Source organism: Ruegeria sp. HKCCA5426 (assembly GCF_013034585.1).
In the GTDB taxonomy this organism is placed as follows: Bacteria; Pseudomonadota; Alphaproteobacteria; order Rhodobacterales; family Rhodobacteraceae; genus Ruegeria.
The window spans coordinates 107213-128190 of record NZ_WQGH01000007.1 but is presented as its reverse complement, the minus strand read 5'-3'; the positions used below and the strand labels follow the sequence as shown (position 1 = coordinate 128190).

At 57.4% G+C, this 20978-nt stretch carries 18 protein-coding genes; 10 read left to right on the top strand and 8 right to left on the bottom strand.

Translation table 11 applies throughout. The features are described from left to right. The first annotated feature begins 46 nt into the window (after positions 1–46). The 8 genes from GOV87_RS13300 (at position 47) to GOV87_RS13265 (ending at position 9340) form a co-directional block, all read left to right on the top strand. Complete coding sequence (locus GOV87_RS13300) at positions 47–1024, top strand: Hsp33 family molecular chaperone HslO (protein WP_171123823.1); 978 nt, start codon at positions 47–49, stop codon at positions 1022–1024. Then, complete coding sequence (locus GOV87_RS13295; RefSeq protein WP_171212113.1) at positions 1008–1613, top strand: CoA pyrophosphatase; 606 nt, start codon at positions 1008–1010, stop codon at positions 1611–1613. The genes GOV87_RS13300 and GOV87_RS13295 overlap by 17 nt, the downstream gene beginning before the upstream one ends. Further along, the gene (locus GOV87_RS13290) at positions 1610–2764 is read left to right on the top strand and encodes a CCA tRNA nucleotidyltransferase (protein WP_171212112.1); all 1155 of its coding nucleotides are present in this window, start codon (positions 1610–1612) and stop codon (positions 2762–2764) included. The genes GOV87_RS13295 and GOV87_RS13290 overlap by 4 nt, the downstream gene beginning before the upstream one ends. A 190-nt stretch (positions 2765–2954) precedes the next feature. Then, complete coding sequence (locus tag GOV87_RS13285; RefSeq protein ID WP_171212111.1) at positions 2955–4793, top strand: ABC transporter ATP-binding protein; 1839 nt, start codon at positions 2955–2957, stop codon at positions 4791–4793. Then, positions 4790–6622, top strand: a complete 1833-nt coding sequence (locus tag GOV87_RS13280) for an ABC transporter ATP-binding protein (RefSeq protein WP_171212110.1) — start codon at positions 4790–4792, stop codon at positions 6620–6622. Before GOV87_RS13285 ends, GOV87_RS13280 begins: the two co-directional genes overlap by 4 nt. A gap of 108 nt (positions 6623–6730) precedes the next feature. Then, on the top strand, positions 6731–7954 hold the full coding sequence (locus GOV87_RS13275) for a class I SAM-dependent RNA methyltransferase (RefSeq protein ID WP_171212109.1): 1224 nt from the start codon (positions 6731–6733) through the stop codon (positions 7952–7954). 21 nt (positions 7955–7975) lie between these two features. After that, a complete protein-coding gene (locus GOV87_RS13270; protein WP_171212108.1) occupies positions 7976–8761 on the top strand; it encodes an ion transporter in 786 nt (261 codons plus the stop codon). A gap of 60 nt (positions 8762–8821) precedes the next feature. Then, on the top strand, positions 8822–9340 hold the full coding sequence (locus tag GOV87_RS13265; RefSeq protein ID WP_171123838.1) for a murein L,D-transpeptidase family protein: 519 nt from the start codon (positions 8822–8824) through the stop codon (positions 9338–9340). Here the strand turns inward: GOV87_RS13265 and GOV87_RS13260 are convergent. The 7 genes from GOV87_RS13260 to cysQ form a co-directional block, all read right to left on the bottom strand. After that, positions 9324–10769 carry a nodulation protein NodH gene (locus GOV87_RS13260; RefSeq protein ID WP_171212107.1) on the bottom strand — a complete coding sequence of 482 codons (1446 nt, stop codon included), beginning with the start codon at positions 10767–10769 and terminating at the stop codon, positions 9324–9326. The genes GOV87_RS13265 and GOV87_RS13260 overlap by 17 nt on opposite strands. Before the next feature lie 6 nt (positions 10770–10775). After that, positions 10776–12476, bottom strand: a complete 1701-nt coding sequence (locus GOV87_RS13255) for a beta-1,6-N-acetylglucosaminyltransferase (protein ID WP_171212106.1) — start codon at positions 12474–12476, stop codon at positions 10776–10778. Further along, positions 12473–13459: a glycosyltransferase family 2 protein gene (locus GOV87_RS13250; protein WP_171212180.1), complete on the bottom strand. Its 987-nt coding sequence runs from the start codon at positions 13457–13459 to the stop codon at positions 12473–12475. Before GOV87_RS13250 ends, GOV87_RS13255 begins: the two co-directional genes overlap by 4 nt. A gap of 167 nt (positions 13460–13626) precedes the next feature. Continuing rightward, on the bottom strand, positions 13627–14661 hold the full coding sequence (locus GOV87_RS13245; RefSeq protein ID WP_371813514.1) for a glycosyltransferase family 2 protein: 1035 nt from the start codon (positions 14659–14661) through the stop codon (positions 13627–13629). A 7-nt stretch (positions 14662–14668) separates the two neighbouring features. Then, a complete protein-coding gene (galE, locus tag GOV87_RS13240; RefSeq protein ID WP_171212104.1) occupies positions 14669–15652 on the bottom strand; it encodes a UDP-glucose 4-epimerase GalE in 984 nt (327 codons plus the stop codon). 60 nt (positions 15653–15712) lie between these two features. After that, positions 15713–16513, bottom strand: coding sequence for a manno-octulosonate cytidylyltransferase (locus GOV87_RS13235; protein WP_171123846.1), 801 nt, complete (start codon positions 16511–16513; stop codon positions 15713–15715). Continuing rightward, positions 16513–17310 (bottom strand): 3'(2'),5'-bisphosphate nucleotidase CysQ, encoded by a 798-nt coding sequence (cysQ, locus tag GOV87_RS13230; protein WP_171212103.1) that lies wholly within the window; start codon positions 17308–17310, stop codon positions 16513–16515. The genes GOV87_RS13235 and cysQ overlap by 1 nt, the downstream gene beginning before the upstream one ends. A gap of 122 nt (positions 17311–17432) precedes the next feature. On the opposite strand from cysQ, the gene GOV87_RS13225 reads away from it, so the two are divergent. After that, a complete protein-coding gene (locus GOV87_RS13225; protein ID WP_171123850.1) occupies positions 17433–18254 on the top strand; it encodes an ABC transporter permease in 822 nt (273 codons plus the stop codon). Here the strand turns inward: GOV87_RS13225 and GOV87_RS13220 are convergent. Next, complete coding sequence (locus tag GOV87_RS13220; protein WP_171123852.1) at positions 18251–18853, bottom strand: alpha-ketoglutarate-dependent dioxygenase AlkB; 603 nt, start codon at positions 18851–18853, stop codon at positions 18251–18253. The genes GOV87_RS13225 and GOV87_RS13220 overlap by 4 nt on opposite strands. A 212-nt stretch (positions 18854–19065) precedes the next feature. On the opposite strand from GOV87_RS13220, the gene dnaK reads away from it, so the two are divergent. Next, entirely contained in the window at positions 19066–20973 is a 1908-nt protein-coding gene (gene dnaK, locus GOV87_RS13215; RefSeq protein WP_171212102.1) for a molecular chaperone DnaK, read from the top strand. The last annotated feature ends 5 nt before the right edge of the window (positions 20974–20978 follow it).

Here is a 20978-nt window from a genome sequence, read left to right as displayed (position 1 = left end):
CCTATATGCTGGCGGTATGCCAACCTGTGGCGTGTAAGGAAACCCCATGTCTCTTGGAACCAAAATCGCGTGGGACGATACCGTCCTGCCCTTTCAACTCGATGTATCGGACATGCGTGGCCGCGTGGCCCGTCTGGACGGGGTGCTGGATGGCATCCTGAAACAACACGACTATCCCGAAAAGGTCGAGGCTCTGGTCGCTGAGATGGCCCTGCTGACCGCGTTGATCGGTCAGACGGTGTCATTGCGCTGGAAGCTGTCCCTTCAGGTACAGTCCAAGGGCGCCGTTCGCATGATTGCCACCGATTACTATGCGCCCACCGAAGAAGGCGAACCGGCGCGCATTCGGGCTTATGCCAGCTTTGATCGGGACAGGCTGACCGATGCCAGCCCGTTCGATCAGGTGGGCGAAGGGTATTTTGCGATCATGATCGACCAGGGCGAAGGTACGCATCCCTATCAAGGGATCACTCCCTTGGCCGGCGGGTCGCTCAGCGCCTGTGCCGAAGCCTATTTTGCCCAGTCCGAGCAGTTGCCGACACGGTTCTCGCTGAGTTTTGGAAAATCGACCGAACCGGGCGTTGGCGAACATTGGCGCGCGGGCGGGATCATGCTGCAGCATATGCCCAAAGCCTCGCCGTTTGCGGCAACGGGCGAAGGCACCGGAGACATTCTGACCGCCAGCGATCTGGTCGATGGCGAGGAAGGTGAAAACTGGGGCCGCGTGAATATCCTGCTGGATACGGTCGAGGATCTGGAACTGATCGGCCCGTCAACCGCGCCGACCGACTTGCTGGTGCGCTTGTTTCATGAAGAACAGCCCCGCGTCTATGACGCTCAGCCGGTGCAATTCGGATGTACCTGCTCTGAGGATCGCGTGCGGCAGAGCCTGTCGATCTATTCGGCGAAGGACATTGAAAAGATGACGACGCCCGAGGGCAAAGTCACCGCAGACTGCCAGTTCTGCGGCGCGCATTACGTGCTGGATCCCGGCACCGTCGGTTTTGATGCTGACCGGCCCTGATCCGACAGACGTGCTGCGGGCGGCGCTGAGCCGCCCCGGCGACGGGTCAAGTGATTTTGACCTGAACCCCGACACTGTATTGCCGGAAGGTCGGAAGCTGCGCCCGGCGGGGGTTCTGGTTCCGGTTTCCGTTGTCGGAAACACTCCGCGTGTGATCCTGACCAAGCGTTCGTCAGCGCTTAAACATCATCCGGGTCAGATTGCCTTTCCGGGCGGCAAGCAGGACAAAGGTGACGCCGATGTCACGGCCACCGCCCTGCGTGAGGCGCAGGAGGAGATCGGTTTGCCTCCGGACCTGCCGGACATTCTGGGCCATTTGCCGACCCATGAGACAGTGACATCCTTCACGGTCACCCCGGTACTCGCCATTCTGCGGGACAGGTTTCAACCGGTACCGGAACCGGGCGAAGTGGATGAGGTGTTTTCGGTCCCGCTGGCGCATGTCCTTGATCCCGCAAACTACATTATTGAGTCGCGTCGCTGGCGGGGTCACAAACGGTATTATTTTACGGTGCCGTTCGGTCCCTATTATATCTGGGGCGCAACGGCCCGCATGCTACGGGGTCTGGCCGCGCGGGTGAGCGAATGACGCAAATTTCCGAAAGCTGGGTTTCCGATCCGGCGACACAAAAGGTTTGCGCGGTGTTGACGGACGGCGGGGCGCAGGCGCTGTTTGTCGGTGGCTGTGTGCGAAATGCGCTTTTGTGCGCGGCCGTGTCCGATATCGACATCGCTACGGACGCTCGCCCGCAGCAGGTTGTCGAGCTTGCGCAAAACGCGGGGCTGAAAGCGATCCCAACCGGGATTGATCATGGAACGATCACGGTGGTCTGTGATGGCGTCCCGCATGAGATCACCACCTTCCGCCGTGACATCGAAACTGATGGCCGCCGCGCGGTTGTGGCGTTCTCGGACAATATCCAAGAGGACGCGGCACGCCGGGACTTCACCATGAACGCACTTTATGCGCAGCCTGACGGGACGGTATTGGATCCGCTGAATGGCCTGCCGGATTTGCGGGCACGGCGGGTGCGCTTCATCGGAACCGCAGAACACCGCATCCGTGAAGATTACCTGCGGTCTTTGCGCTATTTTCGGTTCCACGCTTGGTATGGTGATGCAGAGGCTGGGTTTGACGCGGATGCTCTGGCGGCGATTGCGTCCAATTTGGACGGATTGTCGGATTTGTCCCGCGAACGTGTCGGGGCCGAGCTTTTGAAATTGCTGGGTGCCCCCGATCCTGCACCCTCTGTCGCGGCCATGCGCAGCGTCGGCGTTCTGGCGCAACTTGTGCCGGGTGCAGATGATCGGGCCCTTGCGCCACTGATTATGTTCGAGCAGCAGGCTGGCGCCGCACCAGATCCCATCCGGCGGCTCGCTGCGATTGCGACGCCCGAAATTGCAAAGACCCTGCGCCTGAGCAAGGCGCAGCTTCAGCGACTTACTCAGATGCGGGATGAGGCAAGCGGGAACGCGTCTACCGCAGAGCTTGGGTTCCGATATGGCGAGGAAAGCGGTCTGCACAAAGTGCTTCTGCGATGCGCCTTTTTCGAACAGCCCTGGTCCGAGGAGATGCGCACTGACCTTCACGCAGGGGCAAATGCCGAATTTCCGATCAGCGCATCTGACCTGATCCCCGAATTCACCGGCCCCGCGCTGGGCCAGAAACTGGCCGAGCTTGAGGCCCGCTGGATTGCTTCGGGTTTCGGGCTGACCCGCGACGATTTGCTGAGCGGCTGAGGCGTAGTCTCAAAAAGGGATGACAAGTCGCAGTCTTTGTGCTTACGTTCGCCTGTCACTTAAATGGAGGGATGCGAATGTATTACGGGATCTGGTTCGGCTAAAGCCGGGACACCTTGACCCGTTGGGTGGTGTTCTAGCGCCATCTTTCTTCGCATGACCAATTTTCTGCTCAATCGGAGCACTCTCCATGTTTCGCTTTTTCGAAAACCTCGTTGACCCTTTTGTCGCCTACAAGGAATCTGACACGCCGCCCACGCGGTTATGGCCGTTCATGCTGGAATACTCCAAGCCGTTCTATCGGGTATTCTTCTGGGCGGGGCTGATTTCAGTCATCGTAGCGGCAGTTGAGGTCGGGCTGATCTACTATATGGGTCGCGTAGTTGACCTGTTGACCGGACCACCGGCCGAGGTGTGGAAGGCCCATGGGACTGAACTGATCCTGATGGCCCTTTTTGTCCTTTTGCTGCGGCCTATGTTGCATGTCGTGGATGTGCTGTTGTTGAACAACACGATTCTGCCGAACTTTGGCACCCTTATCCGCTGGCGCGCGCATAAACATGTGCTGCGTCAGTCGGTGGGCTGGTTCGAGAATGACTTTGCGGGCCGCATCGCCAACCGGATCATGCAAACGCCCCCGGCAGCGGGCGAGGCGGTGTTTCAGGTCTTTGACGCGATCTCTTTCTCGCTGGCCTATTTGATCGGGGCGGCGGTGCTGCTTATGGTGGCTGATCCGCGCCTTTTGCTGCCACTGCTGGTCTGGTTTGTCCTGTATGGATTGCTGGTTCGTTGGACGGTTGCTCGGGTAGGTCCCGCGTCGCAGGCGGCGTCCGATGCGCGGTCTGCCGTGACGGGGCGGGTGGTCGACAGCTACACCAACATCCATTCGGTCAAGATGTTCGCCCATGACGCGCAGGAACTGGACTATGCCCGCGAAGCCATCGAGGAAACACGCCGAACCTTTCAGATCGAGATGCGGATCTTCACCATCATGGATGCGGTTTTGGTCACGCTGAACGGTCTGCTGATCGTTGGCGTTGTCGGATGGGCGATTGCCCTGTGGATGCAAGGCAGCGCCTCGGTCGGGGTGGTTGCGGCTGCTACCGCTTTGACTCTGCGGCTGAACGCGATGACTGGCTGGATCATGTGGGCGCTGACCAGCTTTTTCCGTCAGCTTGGTGTTGTGGCCGAGGGGATGCAGACGATTGCGCAACCCATTGATCTGTTGGATGTGCCCGGCGCCAAACCGTTGCAATTGTCCAATGGTCAGATCGACATTCGCGATCTGTCCCACCATTACGGGCGCAAGACCGGGGGTTTGGACCACATCAATCTGACCATTCAGCCGGGTGAAAAGATCGGTCTGATCGGGCGGTCCGGGGCCGGGAAATCGACCCTAGTAAAGCTGCTCTTGCGGTTTTACGACGTCGAGCAGGGTGCGATCCTGATCGACGGTCAGAACATCGCGCAGGTCACGCAGGACAGTTTGCGCAGTCATATCGGCATGGTGCAACAAGACAGCGCGCTGCTGCACCGCTCGGTCCGAGATAACATCCTCTATGGTCGTCCTGACGCGACCGAGGCTCAGATGATCGCCGCTGCCAAACAGGCCGAAGCGCATGAATTCATCCTTGATCTGCAAGACCCACAAGGGCGCACGGGCTATGACGCGCATGTGGGTGAGCGGGGCGTTAAACTGTCTGGCGGGCAACGTCAGCGGGTGACCTTGGCGCGTGTGATCCTGAAGGATGCGCCGATCCTGCTGTTGGATGAAGCGACATCTGCTCTAGATTCCGAGGTCGAAGCTTCGATACAGGAAACTCTTTACGGCATGATGCAAGGTAAAACCGTGATCGCCATTGCCCACCGGCTGAGTACCATTGCCCAGATGGACCGCATTCTGGTCATGGACGACGGAAGAATTGTAGAGCAAGGCGGCCATGCCGAGCTGTTGTCCCATGGTGGGCTTTACGCCCAGTTCTGGGCGCGGCAATCTGGGGGCTTCCTGAACCCGGAGGCCGCGGAATGAGGATCGCCGACCTCATAAATCCGTTCAAAAACATCGAAACGCCCCCGCCGCAAACACTCGGGGCGTTCATTCGCTGGTGCTTGTCCGGCGCGTGGCCCATGCTGTTTGTCGCGGCCTTCTTTTCCGCAACCGCTGGCGCGATGGAGGCCGGAACTGCCTGGATTCTGGGATTGGTGGTCGACATTGCAACCGCAGGCGGGCCCGAGAACTTTCTGACCGCTAGCAACATGTGGATGATACTCGGCGCAGTTGCCTTTTTCATGCTGTTGCGCCCGGCATTGTTCGGGTTGTCCTCACTGTCGAACAATTACATCGTAATGCCCAATATCACGCCGCTGGTTCTGGCCAAGCTGAACCGTTGGACATTGGGGCAGTCCGTCACCTATTTCGACGACGACTTCGCCGGGCGGATCGCCCAGAAGCAGATGCAAACTTCGAATGCGATGGCGTCGGTCGTGTCCGAGACCATCAGTGCGATCGTCTTTGCCCTCGCCTCGCTTGCGGGTTCATTCCTTTTGTTAGGGTCTATTCATCCGCTTGTCATGCTGCCCTTCACGGCTTGGCTCGCCGTTTATTTCCTGCTTATCCGCTGGTATCTGCCGCGCATCCGCAAACGCTCGGCCGCGCGGGCTGGGGCGCGGGCGATGGTGTCGGGGCAGGTGGTCGACACCATCACGAACATCAAGACCGTAAAGCTGTTTGCGCATTCTGCCTACGAAGATCAGGCTGCCCGCAATGCGATGGTCGACCTGCGGGAACGGTCGCTGGAGTTCGGCAGTCTTTCCGCTAGTTTCAGGTTCATTCTGATGACGCTGGCAGGTGTGCTGCCGGTTGTGCTGATGGGCGCAACGATCGGGTTGTGGCAGGCGGGAACTGCAACGGCAGGCGATATCGTTGCGGCGGGCGCAGTTTCGATCCGTATTGCCCAGATGACAGGCTGGGTCAGTTTCACGCTGATGGGCCTCTATGCGAATGTTGGTGAGATTGAGAATGGAATGATGACTCTCGCCAAACGGGACCGGATTGTGGACACAGCAAACGCGTCCGATCTGCAGGTGCAGGACGGTCGGATCGAGTTTGACCATGTCAGCTTTGCTTATGGGCGCGATGTCGGCGGTGTAAGCGATGTGAATATGACCGTATATCCGGGTGAGAAGTTGGGCATCGTCGGCGCATCCGGGGCAGGGAAGTCAACTTTGGTTTCCTTGTTATTGCGGCTCTATGACGGGGAAAAGGGCACAATTCGCATCGACGGTCAGGATGTTCGCCAAGTGACACAGGACAGCTTGCGCAGGCATATCGGGATGGTCACGCAGGAAACTGCGATGTTCAACCGCTCGGCGCGTGAAAACATCCTGTATGGCCGTCCTGATGCCACAGAAGCCGAGATGATCGCCGCGGCACAAAAGGCAGAGGCGCACGAATTTATCCTTGGCTTGCAGGACGCCCACGGTCGCACAGGATATGATGCCCATCTGGGTGAGCGTGGCGTAAAACTCAGCGGGGGACAGCGCCAGCGGATCGCCCTGGCGCGTGCGATCCTGAAAGACGCGCCGATCCTTGTATTGGATGAGGCGACATCTGCGCTGGATTCCGAGGTAGAAGCCTCGATCCAAGCCGCCCTGCACCGCGTGATGCGGGGCAAGACCGTCCTTGCGATTGCACACCGGCTTTCCACGCTGCGAGAGATGGACCGGATCATCGTGCTGGATCAGGGGCGCATTGTCGAATCCGGCACTCATGACGTTCTGCTGGAACAGGGCGGCCTTTATGCACGATTCTGGCATCGTCAGTCTGGTGGCTTCATTCAAGCAGAGGCTGCGGAATAGCTTTTAGCTGATTGGCTCGAGTGGTCCGGCGGCGTTTTTATGTTCAACCCGACCGTGACGGTGTCAAAGGGGTTTTGTTGCGGGCAAAGCCCCGGTATCAGGCGGATCATGACGCAGACATTCACCATAACGCGCCTTGGTCATCAGGGGGATGGCATTGCCGAAGGCCCCGTTTTTGCACCGCGCACCTTGCCGGGAGAAGCCGTCAGCGGCACCGTTGTCGGGCAGCTTTTGACCGAGGTCCGGGTCGAAACCCCCTCGGATCAAAGGGTCAAGGCGCCGTGCCGCCACTACAAGTCTTGTGGTGGATGCCAACTGCAACATGCATCAGACGCATTTGTCGCCGACTGGAAGGTCGAAATTGTGCGCAAGGCGCTGGATGCGCAAGGGATCGAAGCGGACATGCGCCCGATCCATACCTCACCCGAACGGTCCCGGCGTCGGGCAACCGTTGCTGTGCGGCGCACGAAAAAGGGCACTTTGGCTGGGTTCCATGGCCGCGCATCCGATACGATTTCCGAAATCCCGGATTGCCATTTGCTGCATCCCGACCTGATCGCCGCGATCCCGGTGGCCGAGGCGTTGGCCCTGCTGGGGGGCAGCCGAAAAGGGGTTCTGGCCGTGACGCTGACCCTGTCCGAGGGTGGTCTGGACGTGGCAGTCAAAGGCGGCAAGCCATTGGACGGCCCGCTTGAGCTGGCCCTTGCGCAGGCGACCGAACACCATGGTCTTGCACGGCTCAGTTGGGATGACGAGGTTATCGCCACGCGGCAGCAGCCGGTTCAACGCCTTGGGACGGCCGAAGTCGTACCTCCGCCCGGCGCGTTTCTGCAGGCCACCAAGGACGGTGAACAGGCTCTATTACAGGCTGTTTTGCAGGTAACCGAGGGGGCAAAGCGCGTTGTCGACCTATTCGCAGGCAGTGGTACCTTTTCGCTTCCACTGGCGCAGACCGCCGAAGTTCACGCAGTGGAGGGCGAGGCTGACATGACCGCCGCGCTGGATCAGGGGTGGCGCAAGGCCAAAGGGCTGAAACGAGTAACGACCGAGGCGCGCGATCTGTTCCGCCGACCCTTGATGCCGGATGAACTCAGGCATTTTGACGCGATCGTGCTGGACCCGCCGCGCGCAGGGGCCGAGGCGCAGGTATCCGAGCTGGCGCAGGCAAAACGCCCAGTGATTGCTTATGTCTCTTGCAACCCGGTTACATTCGCCCGTGACGCAAAAACGCTGGTTAACGCGGGTTACACCCTTGAATGGGTACAAGTGGTTGACCAGTTTCGGTGGTCGTCACATGTCGAACTTGCCGCCCGCTTTACTCTGAACTCATAACCCTGACAGGAGAGCACCCGAATGGGGATCACCCAACGCCTGCAGACAATCATCGACGCCCCGGCTTTTGGCCATTTCATCACCGGAGTCATCCTGTTCAATGCGGTCCTGCTGGGGATGGAGACATCTCCGACCTTGATGGAACTGGCAGGCTCGGTGATCGTGACATTGGATCAGTTATGTCTGGCCATCTTTGTTGCCGAAATCTCGATGAAGCTGATTGCAACGGGGCGGAATTTTTTCAAGAACGGGTGGAACAACTTTGATTTCCTGATTGTGGGCATCGCCCTTGTGCCCAGTGCGGGCAGCCTGTCGGTTTTGCGGGCGCTGCGTATTCTCAGGGTGCTGCGCGTGATTTCGGTTGCGCCCCGTTTGCGCCGGGTGGTCGAAGGGTTCATTTCAGCCTTGCCGGGCATGGCCAGTGTGTTCCTTCTGATGGCGATCCTGTTTTATATTGGCGCGGTGATTTCGACCAAGCTGTTCTCGGAGTCTTTCCCGGACTGGTTCGGCGATCTTGGCCTGTCAGCCTATACGCTATTCCAGATCATGACGCTGGAAAGCTGGTCGATGGGCATCGTGCGCCCGGTTATGCAGGTTTATCCCTATGCGTGGGTTTTCTTTGTGCCATTCATCATGGTCACGACCTTTGCCGTTGTGAACTTGCTGGTGGGTTTGATCGTGAACTCGATGCAAGATGCCCACCACGCCGAGGATGAGGTAAAGACCGATGCCTATCGCGATGAGGTGCTAGAGCGCCTTGAATCCATCGAACGTCGCTTAATTGAGCAGTCGAACATCAAAAAGTGATTTCAGTTTTTCGGATTTCTGGCATAATCCTGAAAAAAACAAAACGGCAGGCAGTGAAACATGGATCGTCGAGCATTTGGATTGGGTGCTATGGCAACGCTGGGCCTTTCGGCCTGCGCCTCGGCAAACCCCAGATTTCTGACATATGATGGGCCCGAAGTGACATCTTTGGTCATCAACAAAAGTGCGCGGAAGATGTATCTTCTGCACAACGAACACGTTCTAAAAGAATACAAGGTGGATCTGGGTTTTGCGCCCGCGGGGACCAAGACCAAACGCGGTGATGGTCGCACGCCCGAAGGCACATACCTGATCGACCGCCGCAATCCCAACAGCAGTTATCACCTGTCCCTCGGGATTTCTTACCCAAACTCGGATGACGTTGCACAGGCAAAGGCAGCAGGCGTTGATCCCGGTGGCGATATCTTTATCCACGGCCAGCCCAACAAGCGATCTGAACGCAAACGCGCGAAAAAGACGCCGGATTGGACGGCCGGATGCATTGCGGTCAAGAATGAAGAGATTGAAGAAATCTACGCAATGGTGAACCGCGGTACGCTGATCACTCTGCGCCCTTAACAGGTTTCCACGCACCAAATCCGAATTGCATATAGTCGCGCTGGTAGGCATCTGCCGCCAGCGTTTCGAGCGCTTCGTCGTAGATCTCGCCCAGCGTGTAAGGGCTGTCAGGGTCGGTTATTGTTGGCACCAGCGGAGTTTCGTGCCCCAGCGACCGGGCCAGATTGGGAAGGGCTGATGCCAGTTCTTCTTCCCTCAGGATCACATCGGGCAGGGCAAATGACGCCATTCCTTCCAACACCTGCGCTTGACTGCACCACATTCCGTCAACGCGAACCGGCGTTTGACCCGCAAGGTTCTGGCGCAGAAACTGCAAGAAAGCGGAAAATGCCTCTAGGTGTTGGTCGATAGGGTAGTTGTCTTTGCGCAATTGGCCTGGAATGGGAATTTTGAACCGATTGCGCAGCATATTGCGGATCTTCAGATAAGAACCCGGTCCGGTGCTTAGGATTTTAGAACAAAAAACGGAATGCGCACGGGCCAACGGATGGCGCAGCACGGTGAACTTCCGGTGACCGGGATGGGAAACCATCCACCTCCGTGCCTGCTTTCGGTTCTGGTCGGTGATCAGGGCATCCATTTCCACCCCATCCAGATCAGCCAGCCATTGCGAAACCTGTGCCTCGACCCCTCCGCGCACAGGCAGGTACATCAGTGGTGTGTTCGGCGTGGCCACGTAGTTGGCTACTGCCGGACCACGCTGGGGTTCAAAATTGGGGGTGCGATACAGATTGAACCTGTCGACTTGGGACAAGTCACGCTCAAGCTGATCCGGGTTTGTGACCTTGGACTGGGTCGCCTCGGGGTTTTGAGGTTTCAGCGTGTCATCAAGTTCCGTAAGCCGCCCGGCAACACCCAGCCATTCTGCCAGACCATTCAGCGATTCCAGCCGATTTAAATCGTCATACGCGATGTAGAATGGGGTCTGACCCGAGTCTTGCAGGTGATGAAGCAGCAAAAGTTGGAAATTCTGCTGTTGGTCCAGGTATTTCTGAAACTCGACCACGTCGAATTCAATACGAGCCTCACGCCTGCGTTTCACGTTTTTTAGCTGCCACTGCTTGGTTTCCCGCGCAATTTGCAACGATATGAAACTGTCCAAGGGGTTTCGCGTCAGGATAATCTTGGCGCAGCGGGGATCGCTTAGAACAGGCTCTAACACGCGTGGATCGTGGCCATCAAAAAAGCGGAAACCATTCAGGCCACAAGGCGCCTCGCGGATCGCGTCCAGCAGGTCGGTCGGATTCTGGTCCCGCTGCTCAATCGAAATGCCCAGCAGTTCTTCGGTTTTCAATCGCCCTATGAAATGCGGGTTGAACGCCTCGCCGTGGCTGGTGACCCCGTCCAATGCGTCCAGGTTGGCCTCCAGCAGGTTCGAGCCCGTGCGCATGGCGGCAAGAATAACGAAATAGTCGAATTTTTGGCTCATATCCGGTTATCGCACCAAATAAGGTTTTGGATATGGCCTGACCTGTTTTCCGAACACGTCGTCTGACGGAAAGTCGCCCATCATGTAGGGATGCATCCCCTGGTTCTTGAGGTTTTGCAGGAATTGGCCAAATCCCGAAAGGTCAACCATGGTCGGGGTCTGTGTGAGATGGCTTTGGTTTTGAATGCCTATTTCCCCGACCACCGCCTGAAGTGGTTCCATCGGTGTTTCAACAAATTCCGCAAGAGACCACGTTCGAACCCGTGCCTTAGTCCAGACCGAGTTCAAAACCTCAAGCTGTTTGGTTTCGATCTGCTGAAGCCGGGCGGCCTCGTTGCGAATATCCGAGAAATTCAGGTTGGACCGAAACAGCGGGATGGCCCACGCACCAGTGATCACTGAGACTTGGGCATTCTTATCACGCGCCAGAAACCAGTTGATCTTTTGCGTATCACGCGGCCCGAACTGAAAACATTGCCGCTCGCCTCGGGTATTCCAGACAAGGTTGGATAGAAAGGCGGTCGGGTTATAGTCCCGCAATTTCGCACAATCGCTCAACGCGCCGTTTATGATGGTTTCTCCGCCCGAGAACTCTGCCCGGCTGGGTGCGAAAAGGTGGCCGTGCACGCGCCCGCCTGTTGTTTCAGTCAGCCAAGGCTCAAAATCCTCGAACAGTTCAGCAAAGCCCTGAAAGACGGAATATGGGAAACAGGTCAGGCCATTCTCGCTGCCATGACGGGGAAAGCGGCTTTGCATATACAGCCCGTCCCGTCCCCGTGTGCGGCGCTCGACCGCCTTTGAGAATACGCGGTCGATCTTCCCCGGATTGGGTTCTGCTGGTTTCATTGTGCCAGCCTGATCGGCGAGAAAGGACTGATACAGTCGATCCGCGTCGCGCCAGACCTTACGGGCCACAAAGCAATCAGACCTGCGCAAAAGCTGCAGGTGGTCGTCGTAGAAGATATGCGGGCGCCCCTGATAGTCGAATTTGGACAGGGTGAGTGACCGACTTTCGATTTGGATCGAATAAAGGCGCGCCAATGTCTGAAAATAGCTTTCGTCGGGTATCCAGACCCGGCGAAAATACCGATCATACACCTTGCGCTTGGGGTCCTGCAAAATGGCGGACAGCGTCTGACGGGTCAGGCACCACCATTGGCTGCCCATGTGTGGCACCAATCCTTTGGGAATGCGGCGCCGCATCCCAAGCGCTCGTTGCAGCCGGACGTACAGATCGAACAGCTTGCGGTGCTTGCGCCACGAGAACGGAAACCTCAGCGTGAACCTTTCCTGATCCAGCCCTCCGATGGTCCAGCTAACATCGGCAGTGGTTGCGCTTTCGATGAAATCCACACGCGGACGTTCCGCAAGATAGTCGACAAGTTCGGAAACGGGACGCAGTGGAAGGCAGGCACCCGACGACAAGTAAACGTGGTGAACATCCGGGAACGCGTCCAGCATCAGTTCGGCCGCGGATTGCGAGGCTGCCACGATGCTCCACCCACCCCACTGGCACGTGTGTCGCTCGGAAAATCGGATGAGCGGCGTGTCCGCACAGGATGTGGCCAGATCGGAATATGCCTTGTCCGAGACTTTTTGATCGACGTGAATGACAACAGGACACCCGGCGGTGGCCCAATGGCGCGCAACCTGCTCGACCCGGTGCAGCGCAGAATGAACTAGCATGACGATGCCAAGTTTGCTCATGCCCAGTTTCCTTTGGACATGAGCCCCAGAATTTCGAGCTGCCGCCAGTTGATGTATTTCTCGGACCAGTCGCACCAAAAGACGGGCTGGTCGTCCAACCCTTGGGCATAGGCGCGGTATTCCCCCGATCTTCGATAGTGTTGGCCGCGCTCCATTTCTTCGCGGGCCTTATCTCCCAAAGTGTCGATCAGCTTGGCATGCAGCAGCGCCCCGCTGGTCTTTTCGCCGCCCCATTCGTCATAAACTTGGTTCAGGCCGCGCGGCAGCAGAGAGTGGGTCGAACTGACATAAACATAGCGCCGGTCCCACTTGACCAGCGGTATCTTGTTCAGCGCGGGGGCTTTGGATGGGTTGTTCCGGAAAAACACCCGCGCGCGTGGGCCGCCCTGAATCCACAGGTTTCCGTAGTCGTGGTTCTTTGTGATCATGTAGTTGCCCGAGTCGAACCAGCGGGCGATTTCGAACGGGTCCTGACCCTCAGTGTAGGGTTCGGCTTCAACAGGGCCACGCGGGTACATGTCGATCAGCATCGTGCCAAAACTGCGTACGGCGCATCCGTCCAGCCAATCGGTCAATGCCCGCACCGGGCGGGTGTCGCAGAACGGGTAAATAAAGAACTCATCCGGGTCGACTGTCAGAACCCAATGACCATGCGCGTATTTGCGCAGCAGGTAATTCGACCAGTCGATGCCGAACGTAGCCCGCTTATAGCTTGCATCAGCCCGCCAGACTGAAACATCCGGTTGATCGGCTAGAAATGCGCCGGTTCCGTCATCACTGTCATTGTCGACGAACAAAAAGTGATTGACCCCCAGACGGCGGTAATATTCCAGAAAGAATGGCAGGCGAATTTTTTCGTTTCGCACGACGCTCACCAACAGGACATCACGCCGTTTGATATTCTGTGTTTTCGTCGAAACGGCCGTAAGATCACGCCGTTTTCTAAGGCAGCGCAAAATACGGCGCTTGCGCCGCAATCTCATTCGGTAAGAATCCAACAGGCTCACGTGACTGCCCTACCTTTTGATTTACGCGAGCATACCCGGGGCCTGGATCAGCCAGAGTGGTGCCGGGTCATTATCGGGTTATGCCACTTTTCCATCTATCGAGGCAACGCATTTACAAGCCGTTAGCCGAAGAGGCCGAATTTTCAATCAATATTGCCCATCAGCCCAAGCTGCTGCAGTTGCCTCCAGCCTGTGTAACGCTCTGACTGAGGTGTCCACATTAAGGGGCGATTAATTATCCCGTCATAATAGTCCGCGAACTGATCGGGGTTATGGAAATGCTGCCGCCGGGTTTTTTCGACCTTCGATTTCTCGATCACCTCGGGCAGAAACTTGGTGTGCAGTAATACGCCCGACGGTCTGCTGTCATCTGGGCCGTCATAGGCCGCGTTCAATTTTCGCGGTAAGGCCGAATGGCACGAATTTACGTAAGCATACCGCCGGGACCACCGAACCAGAGGAAGCTTGTTCAACGTCGGGGACTGCCGCGGCGTGTCGGCAAAGAACATTCGTTCGCGCGCGCCGCCCTGTATCCATAGATTTCCCAAGGGAGATTGCCGTTTTGCGCGGTAAGGACCGGGGTCAAACCAGCTCAGAACTGCAGTTGGGTCAGTGTCGGGTTCATAGCCCTGAACCCCCAGCTGGTCCTTGGGATAAAGGTCCAGCATCAGCGCGCCAAACGCGTCGCGACCCTGTTGGTCCAGAAGGGACGTCAGATCATGAAGGGATTGCGTATCATGCTCTGGGTAGATCAGCAGCTCATCGGCATCCACCATTAGCGTCCAGTGCTCGTGCCCATGCCGCATCTGTAACCAGGTCAGCCAGTCCAGCCCGTACCGCGCATCGCGATAGCTGGCATGCGTCTGCCACAGCGACACGTCCGGCTGGTCACAAAGAAACACGACCGACCCGTCCTCGCTGCCGTTATCCACAATCAGAAAGTGATCCACACCCAAGGCCCGATAGTGCCGCAGAAACCAGGGCAGGCGGGTAATTTCGCTCCGAAGGGTCGTAAAGGCCAGAATGTCGCCCGGTTTGATCGCGCGGGTTCGATCCAATAGCGGAGTCAACTGGCGGCGGCTGCGAAATGATCTCCACAACAGCCGCCGTCGTTTCAGGCGCAGCCGGTACTTCTGCACCCATGAAAGGGGCGGCAGAATATCCTCGGTACCGGTCACAGGGGGCTCATTTCTCGTAATGGCCGTTTTGATGCCAGCGCCACGCATCGGCAATCATCGTCTCTAACGTAGATCTATTCGGCGCCCAGCCTAGTTCGTCACCGGCGCGCACCGACCCTGAGACCAGCTTGGTGCAGTCCCCGGCCCGGCGCGGTCCGATGGAATAGGGCACGTCGCGATTGGTGACGGACTTGGAATGTCCGATAACCTCCATCACGGAAAATCCGCTGCCTGTCCCAAGGTTGAACACGCGGCTGCCCTTGTCCTGTTCCAGCCAGTTCAGACCCAGAACATGCGCATCGACCAGATCGCAGACATGGACATAGTCGCGGATGCAGGTTCCGTCCGGTGTGTCATAGTCGGTGCCAAACACCGTCAGGCCGTCGCGCTTGCCGTCGATGGCATCCAGCATCAGCGGGATCAGATGAGTTTCAGGGCGGTGGAATTCGCCCACCTCACCGTCAGGGTCCGCGCCTGCAACGTTGAAATACCGGAAAATCACGTGGTTCAGACCATGCGCTGCCTGAAAGTCGCGCAGAATATCTTCGATCGCCCGTTTGGATGCACCATATGCGTTAAGCGGTTCCTGCGGCGTGTTTTCGTCCAGCACGACATTGTCGTGTTCGCCATAAGTGGCGCAGGTCGATGAGAACACGAAGTTCAGGCACCCGGCGGCAACGGCGGCCTCGATCAGAGACAGCGATCCGGTGACATTGTTGGTCCAGTATTTGCCCGGTTCCGACATCGCCTCACCCACCTGGTTGAGGGCCGCGAAATGCATCACGGCGGCGGGCTGGTATTTGGCGAAAACCTCGTCTAGCCGGGCGCGGTCCAATAGGTCGCCTTGTTCAAAGGGGCCAAATTTCACAGCGTCCTGCCAACCGGTAATCAGGTTGTCAAAGGTCACAGGCGTGTATCCTGCTTGTGACAACGCTTTGCAGGCATGCGACCCGATGTAGCCGGCACCGCCGGTCACAAGAATATTAGTCATTCAAAAGTCCAATTTGTCTTGCCGCCCAAAAGGGTCGGTTACTTGTGATAAACACTGCGGTCAGTCCAGCCCCATGGCGGCCATCATCTGTTCCAGTTTCGGCACGTCCTGCGGGTTGTTCAGTTCCCAGAACTGACGACCCTTGGCTTCAACCTCGACGCAAAGAACCTTGCGCCCGTTTTCCATGAAGCGCAGTTGTTCCAGACCTTCCAACTGTTCCAGCGGGCCAACGGGCCATGTGGGGTAAGCAGCCAGAGCATCGGGACGATAGGCATAAACGCCGACGTGGTGAAAAACTGGGGTGTCGTCCGCCGATGCATAGGTCTGGGCGGTATAGGGAACCACTTCTTTCGAAAAATACATGGCGCTGTGATCTGCGGCGAAGACGGCGGTCGTGCCGCCGACGCGCCCGTGCTTGCGATCGTTCAGAAGGCTGTTCAGCGCATCACCGTCGCAGCGCAGAACCGGTGTGGCGACGCCTGCATCTGGTGCGTCGCGCAGCCCTGCGATCAGGTCTTCGACGAACCAATGCGGGGTCAGCGGTGCGTCGCCCTGTAGGTTGACCACGATGTCATAGCCCATGCCCAGATTGGCGTGGGTTTCTGCACAGCGTTCGGTGCCATTTCCACAAGATTCCGAGGTCATGACAACTTCGGCCCCGAATTCTTCGGCCGCGTCACGGATGCGGTCGTCATCGGTGGCGACAACCACCTTGTCCACACCGGATACGGAACAGGCCGCGCGCCATGACCGTTCAATCAGGGTCATTGCTTTGCCACTTGCTCCGGTCAGGGGAACCAGGGGTTTGCCCGGATAGCGGGTCGAGGCATAGCGGGCGGGAATGGCGATCAGAACGGACATCAGGCCTCCTTCAGGTCAACACCCGGAGCGTAGGCGATGAAGAACGGGTTTGCATAGCCGTCCTTGCCATAGGTCAGAGGTGTATGGTCGTCAAAGCGAACCACATTACCGCCAGCGCCTGCCAGAACGGCGTGACCTGCGGCTGTGTCCCACTCCATCGTGCGGCCGACGCGGGGGTACAGATCGGCCTCACCCGTTGCCACCAGACAAAATTTCAGCGATGAGCCGGCGCTTTTGCTGTCCTGCACCTGATACTTATTGATGTAATCCTCGGTCGCCTGATCCCGGTGTGATTTCGAAGCCACGATCAAAAGTGCGGAATTGTCCGGTTTAGAGACTGAGATCGAGGTCGTTTCGCCGATATTGTCCTTATCGAGCGCGCCGGTTTCCTCAACCGATTGTCCGTCGGGTTGCGTGTAAAACATGCGTCCTTTGGCAGGGGCATAGACCACACCTCGGGTCGGCGTGCCATTTTCAACAAGTGCGATGTTCACGGTGAAATCGCCGCGGCGGTTGATGAATTCCTTGGTCCCGTCCAGTGGGTCGACGATCAGGAACGTGTCGCCTTTTTCCGAGTGCGAGTCTGCCTGTTCCTCGGTCACCAGCAGAATATCCGGGAAAGCGTCGCGCAAACCCGCCGAGATCAGGGCGTCTGCGGCCTCATCAGCTTCGGTCACTGGGCTGGAGTCGGATTTGACCTTCACGTCGAAATCATCCGAATTATAGATTTCCATGATCTTGTCGCCAGCTTCCAAAGCCAATCGGCGGATGACGGGGATAAGGGCGTCGTACGTCACAAAAATGCTCCGTTCCTGTGATTTGTTGATTGAATATTCTGTCGGCCTTATGATGTGCCAGTTACGGATCGGCAAGAATTTCGTGACAGTTTACAGGCGATTGGGCAGGAAACGACGCACGCGTGTTTTATTTTAAGCGAAATCAGACCCTTTTGGGTGGCGCGTTCACAACGGCTGAACTGGTGTTTCACGCCGTCGTGCGCAACATCCGCGCGGGTCATTCCAACGCAATTATCGCAATTGTGAAGAATGTCATTCAGGTTCTGGCACTGCTCACTGTCTTTTACCTGATAATGTCCTTTCTTGGGACCCGCGTTGCGAAGGTTCGGGGTGAGTTCATTTTGTTTCTGCTGTCGGGTATCTTTCTGTTCCTCACACATGTCAAAGCGGTTGGTGCAGTGTCCGGTGTTGGTACCGGCGACAACCCGATGATGCTGCATTCGCCGATGAACATGATGGTGGTTCTGTTGGCTGCCGCGTTTGGAACGCTTTATACGCAGTTGGTATCCATTTTCGTGATCCTGTTCGGTTACATAGTCGTCGTTGCCCCGTTGGAAGTTCAAGATCCAGGCGGTGCGTTCTACATGCTGATATTGGCCTGGTTCACGGGGTGCGCTGTAGGTGTGGTGTTCATGGCCCTGAAGCCGTGGTTTCCAACGACTTCGACGATTCTGAGCACGATTTATCGCAGATTGAACATGGTCTTTTCGGGAAAGATGTTCGTGGCAAACGCGCTGGGCGGTTTCATGTTAACGATGTTTGCGTGGAACCCGTTGTTTCATATCATCGACCAGTGCCGCGGATTTGTGTTTCGGAACTATTTTCCGCGCAACACCAACTGGGAATATCCAATCTGGGTTGGCTTGACGCTGTTGCTGATTGGTCTGTTGGGAATTTTCTACACGCGCCAGCAAATCTCGCAGAGCTGGAACGCGCGCCGCTAACTGGCTACGCGCAGGGTCAGATTGATCCTTCCGCCTTTCGGCAACAGCTTGGATGACCCGAACCGGATGCGATCCACGCCGTGATAGGTCAGGCGCGCAGGGCCACCCATAATCACGACATCGCCCGAGTTGAGCCAGATTGACTCGGTCTTGCCGCCTCGGGCGCTGTTGCCAATGCGGAACAAGGCGTCATCACCAAGCGAAATTGAGAGAACCGGCCAGGAAAAATCTGCTTCGTCCTTGTCCTGATGCAGCCCCATTCGGGCATTTTCGCCGTAATAGTTGATCAGGCAGCAATCCGGGTCACGTTCCGCGCTGGCCAGATCGCGCCAGACTGCAAGAATGGGTTCGGGGATTGACGGCCAACTGACCCCTTTGGGATGCTGCGACTGATACCTGTAGCCCGCGCGATCTGTCACCCAACCCAACGATCCGGCCGAGGTCATGCGAACGGACATTTCCTTGCCCGAGGGCGTAACAGGCCGGAACAAAGGCGCGGACTTCAGAATCGGGCGCAGTACCTCGACCAGCCCTGTTTGTTCAGTGCTGTCCAGATAGGCTTTTCTGATGTCGAAATCGCGCAAAATCAGCCGCGCCATCGCAGAATCCTCAATCCTTGCCAAAACCTTGCGAAAAAAGGCCACAGAATCCCGAAAACCTGCGATTTACACCGCTTGCAGGCTTTTGGTCCCGCCCTTATATACGCCGGGACGCGTGATGGTGTAGGGCTATTGCGCAAATCAGATCGGGGGCGGGTGCCATAACGGGTCCGGACCTCGGACATCGCCTTGAAGAGAAAGGGATTGAACATATGAGTAAAGTAATCGGGATTGACCTCGGAACCACCAACTCGTGCGTGGCCATCATGGACGGCTCGCAGCCGAAGGTCATCGAAAACGCCGAAGGGGCGCGGACCACGCCCTCGATCGTCGCCTTCACCGAAGATGAGCGACTGGTCGGTCAGCCTGCAAAACGTCAGGCGGTCACCAACCCCGACAACACGATCTTTGGCGTCAAGCGTCTGATCGGCCGTCGTGTGGATGATGCAGAAGTCGAAAAAGACAAGAAAATGGTGCCTTATGCCATCGTCAATGGCGGCAATGGCGACGCATGGGTTGAAGCCCGTGGTGAAAAGTACTCCCCAAGCCAAATCTCGGCCTTCACTCTGGGCAAGATGAAGGAAACCGCCGAAAGCTATCTGGGTGAGGAAGTCACGCAGGCGGTTATCACCGTTCCAGCCTATTTCAACGACGCACAGCGTCAGGCTACCAAAGACGCTGGTAAAATCGCTGGTCTGGAAGTGCTGCGGATCATCAACGAACCGACGGCTGCCGCGCTGGCCTATGGTTTGGATAAAGAAGAAACCCAAACCATTGCGGTCTATGACCTTGGTGGTGGTACCTTCGACGTGACCATCCTGGAAATCGACGACGGCCTGTTCGAGGTCAAATCGACCAATGGTGACACCTTCCTGGGTGGTGAAGACTTTGACATGCGCATCGTCAATTACCTGGCGGATGAGTTCAAAAAGGAACACGGTGTCGATCTGTCCAGCGACAAAATGGCCCTGCAGCGTCTGAAAGAAGCCGCTGAGAAAGCCAAGATCGAACTGTCCTCGACCTCGCAGACCGAGATCAACCAGCCGTTCATCTCGATGGGCGCCAACGGCCAGCCGCTGCACATGGTCATGAAACTGACCCGTGCCAAGCTGGAATCGCTGGTGGGCGATCTGATCAAGAAGTCGATGAAGCCTTGCGCGGCTGCACTGAAAGATGCGGGTCTGTCGGCTGGCGACGTGGATGAGGTTGTTCTGGTCGGTGGTATGACCCGGATGCCGAAAGTGATCGAAGAGGTCACCAAATTCTTCGGTAAAGAGCCGCACAAAGGCGTAAACCCGGACGAAGTGGTTGCCATGGGCGCCGCCATTCAGGCCGGTGTTCTGCAGGGCGACGTTAAAGACGTGGTTCTGCTGGACGTTACCCCGCTGTCGCTGGGTATTGAAACGCTGGGTGGCGTGTTCACCCGTCTGATCGACCGCAACACGACCATCCCGACAAAAAAGTCTCAGGTCTTCTCGACTGCCGAGGACAACCAGAACGCCGTGACCATTCGCGTGTTCCAGGGTGAGCGTGAAATGGCTGCGGACAACAAGATCCTGGGTCAGTTCAACTTGGAAGATATCCCGCCCGCACCGCGCGGTATGCCTCAGATCGAGGTGACTTTTGACATCGACGCCAACGGCATTGTGTCGGTTTCGGCCAAGGACAAAGGCACCGGCAAAGAGCAGAAGATCACTATCCAGGCTTCGGGCGGTCTGTCCGACGCGGACATCGAAAAGATGGTCAAGGACGCCGAGGAAAATGCCGAGGCCGACAAGGAACGCCGCGAGTTGGTGGACGCCAAGAACCAGGCGGAAAGCCTTATCCATTCGACCGAGAAGTCGATGGAAGAGCATGCCGACAAGGTCGACCCGACCACCATCGAAGCCATCGAGCTGGCGATTGCCGCGCTGAAAGACGAGCTGGAAACCGAGAATGCCGACAAGATCAAGTCGGGCATCCAGAACGTCACCGAAGCGGCCATGAAGCTGGGCGAGGCCATCTACAAGGCGCAAGCCGAAGAAGGTGAGGATGAGCCTGCAGCGGCAGACGCAGCGCCGGGCGATGATGATATTGTCGACGCCGAGTTCGAAGATCTGGACGACGACAAGCGTAACTAACGGGT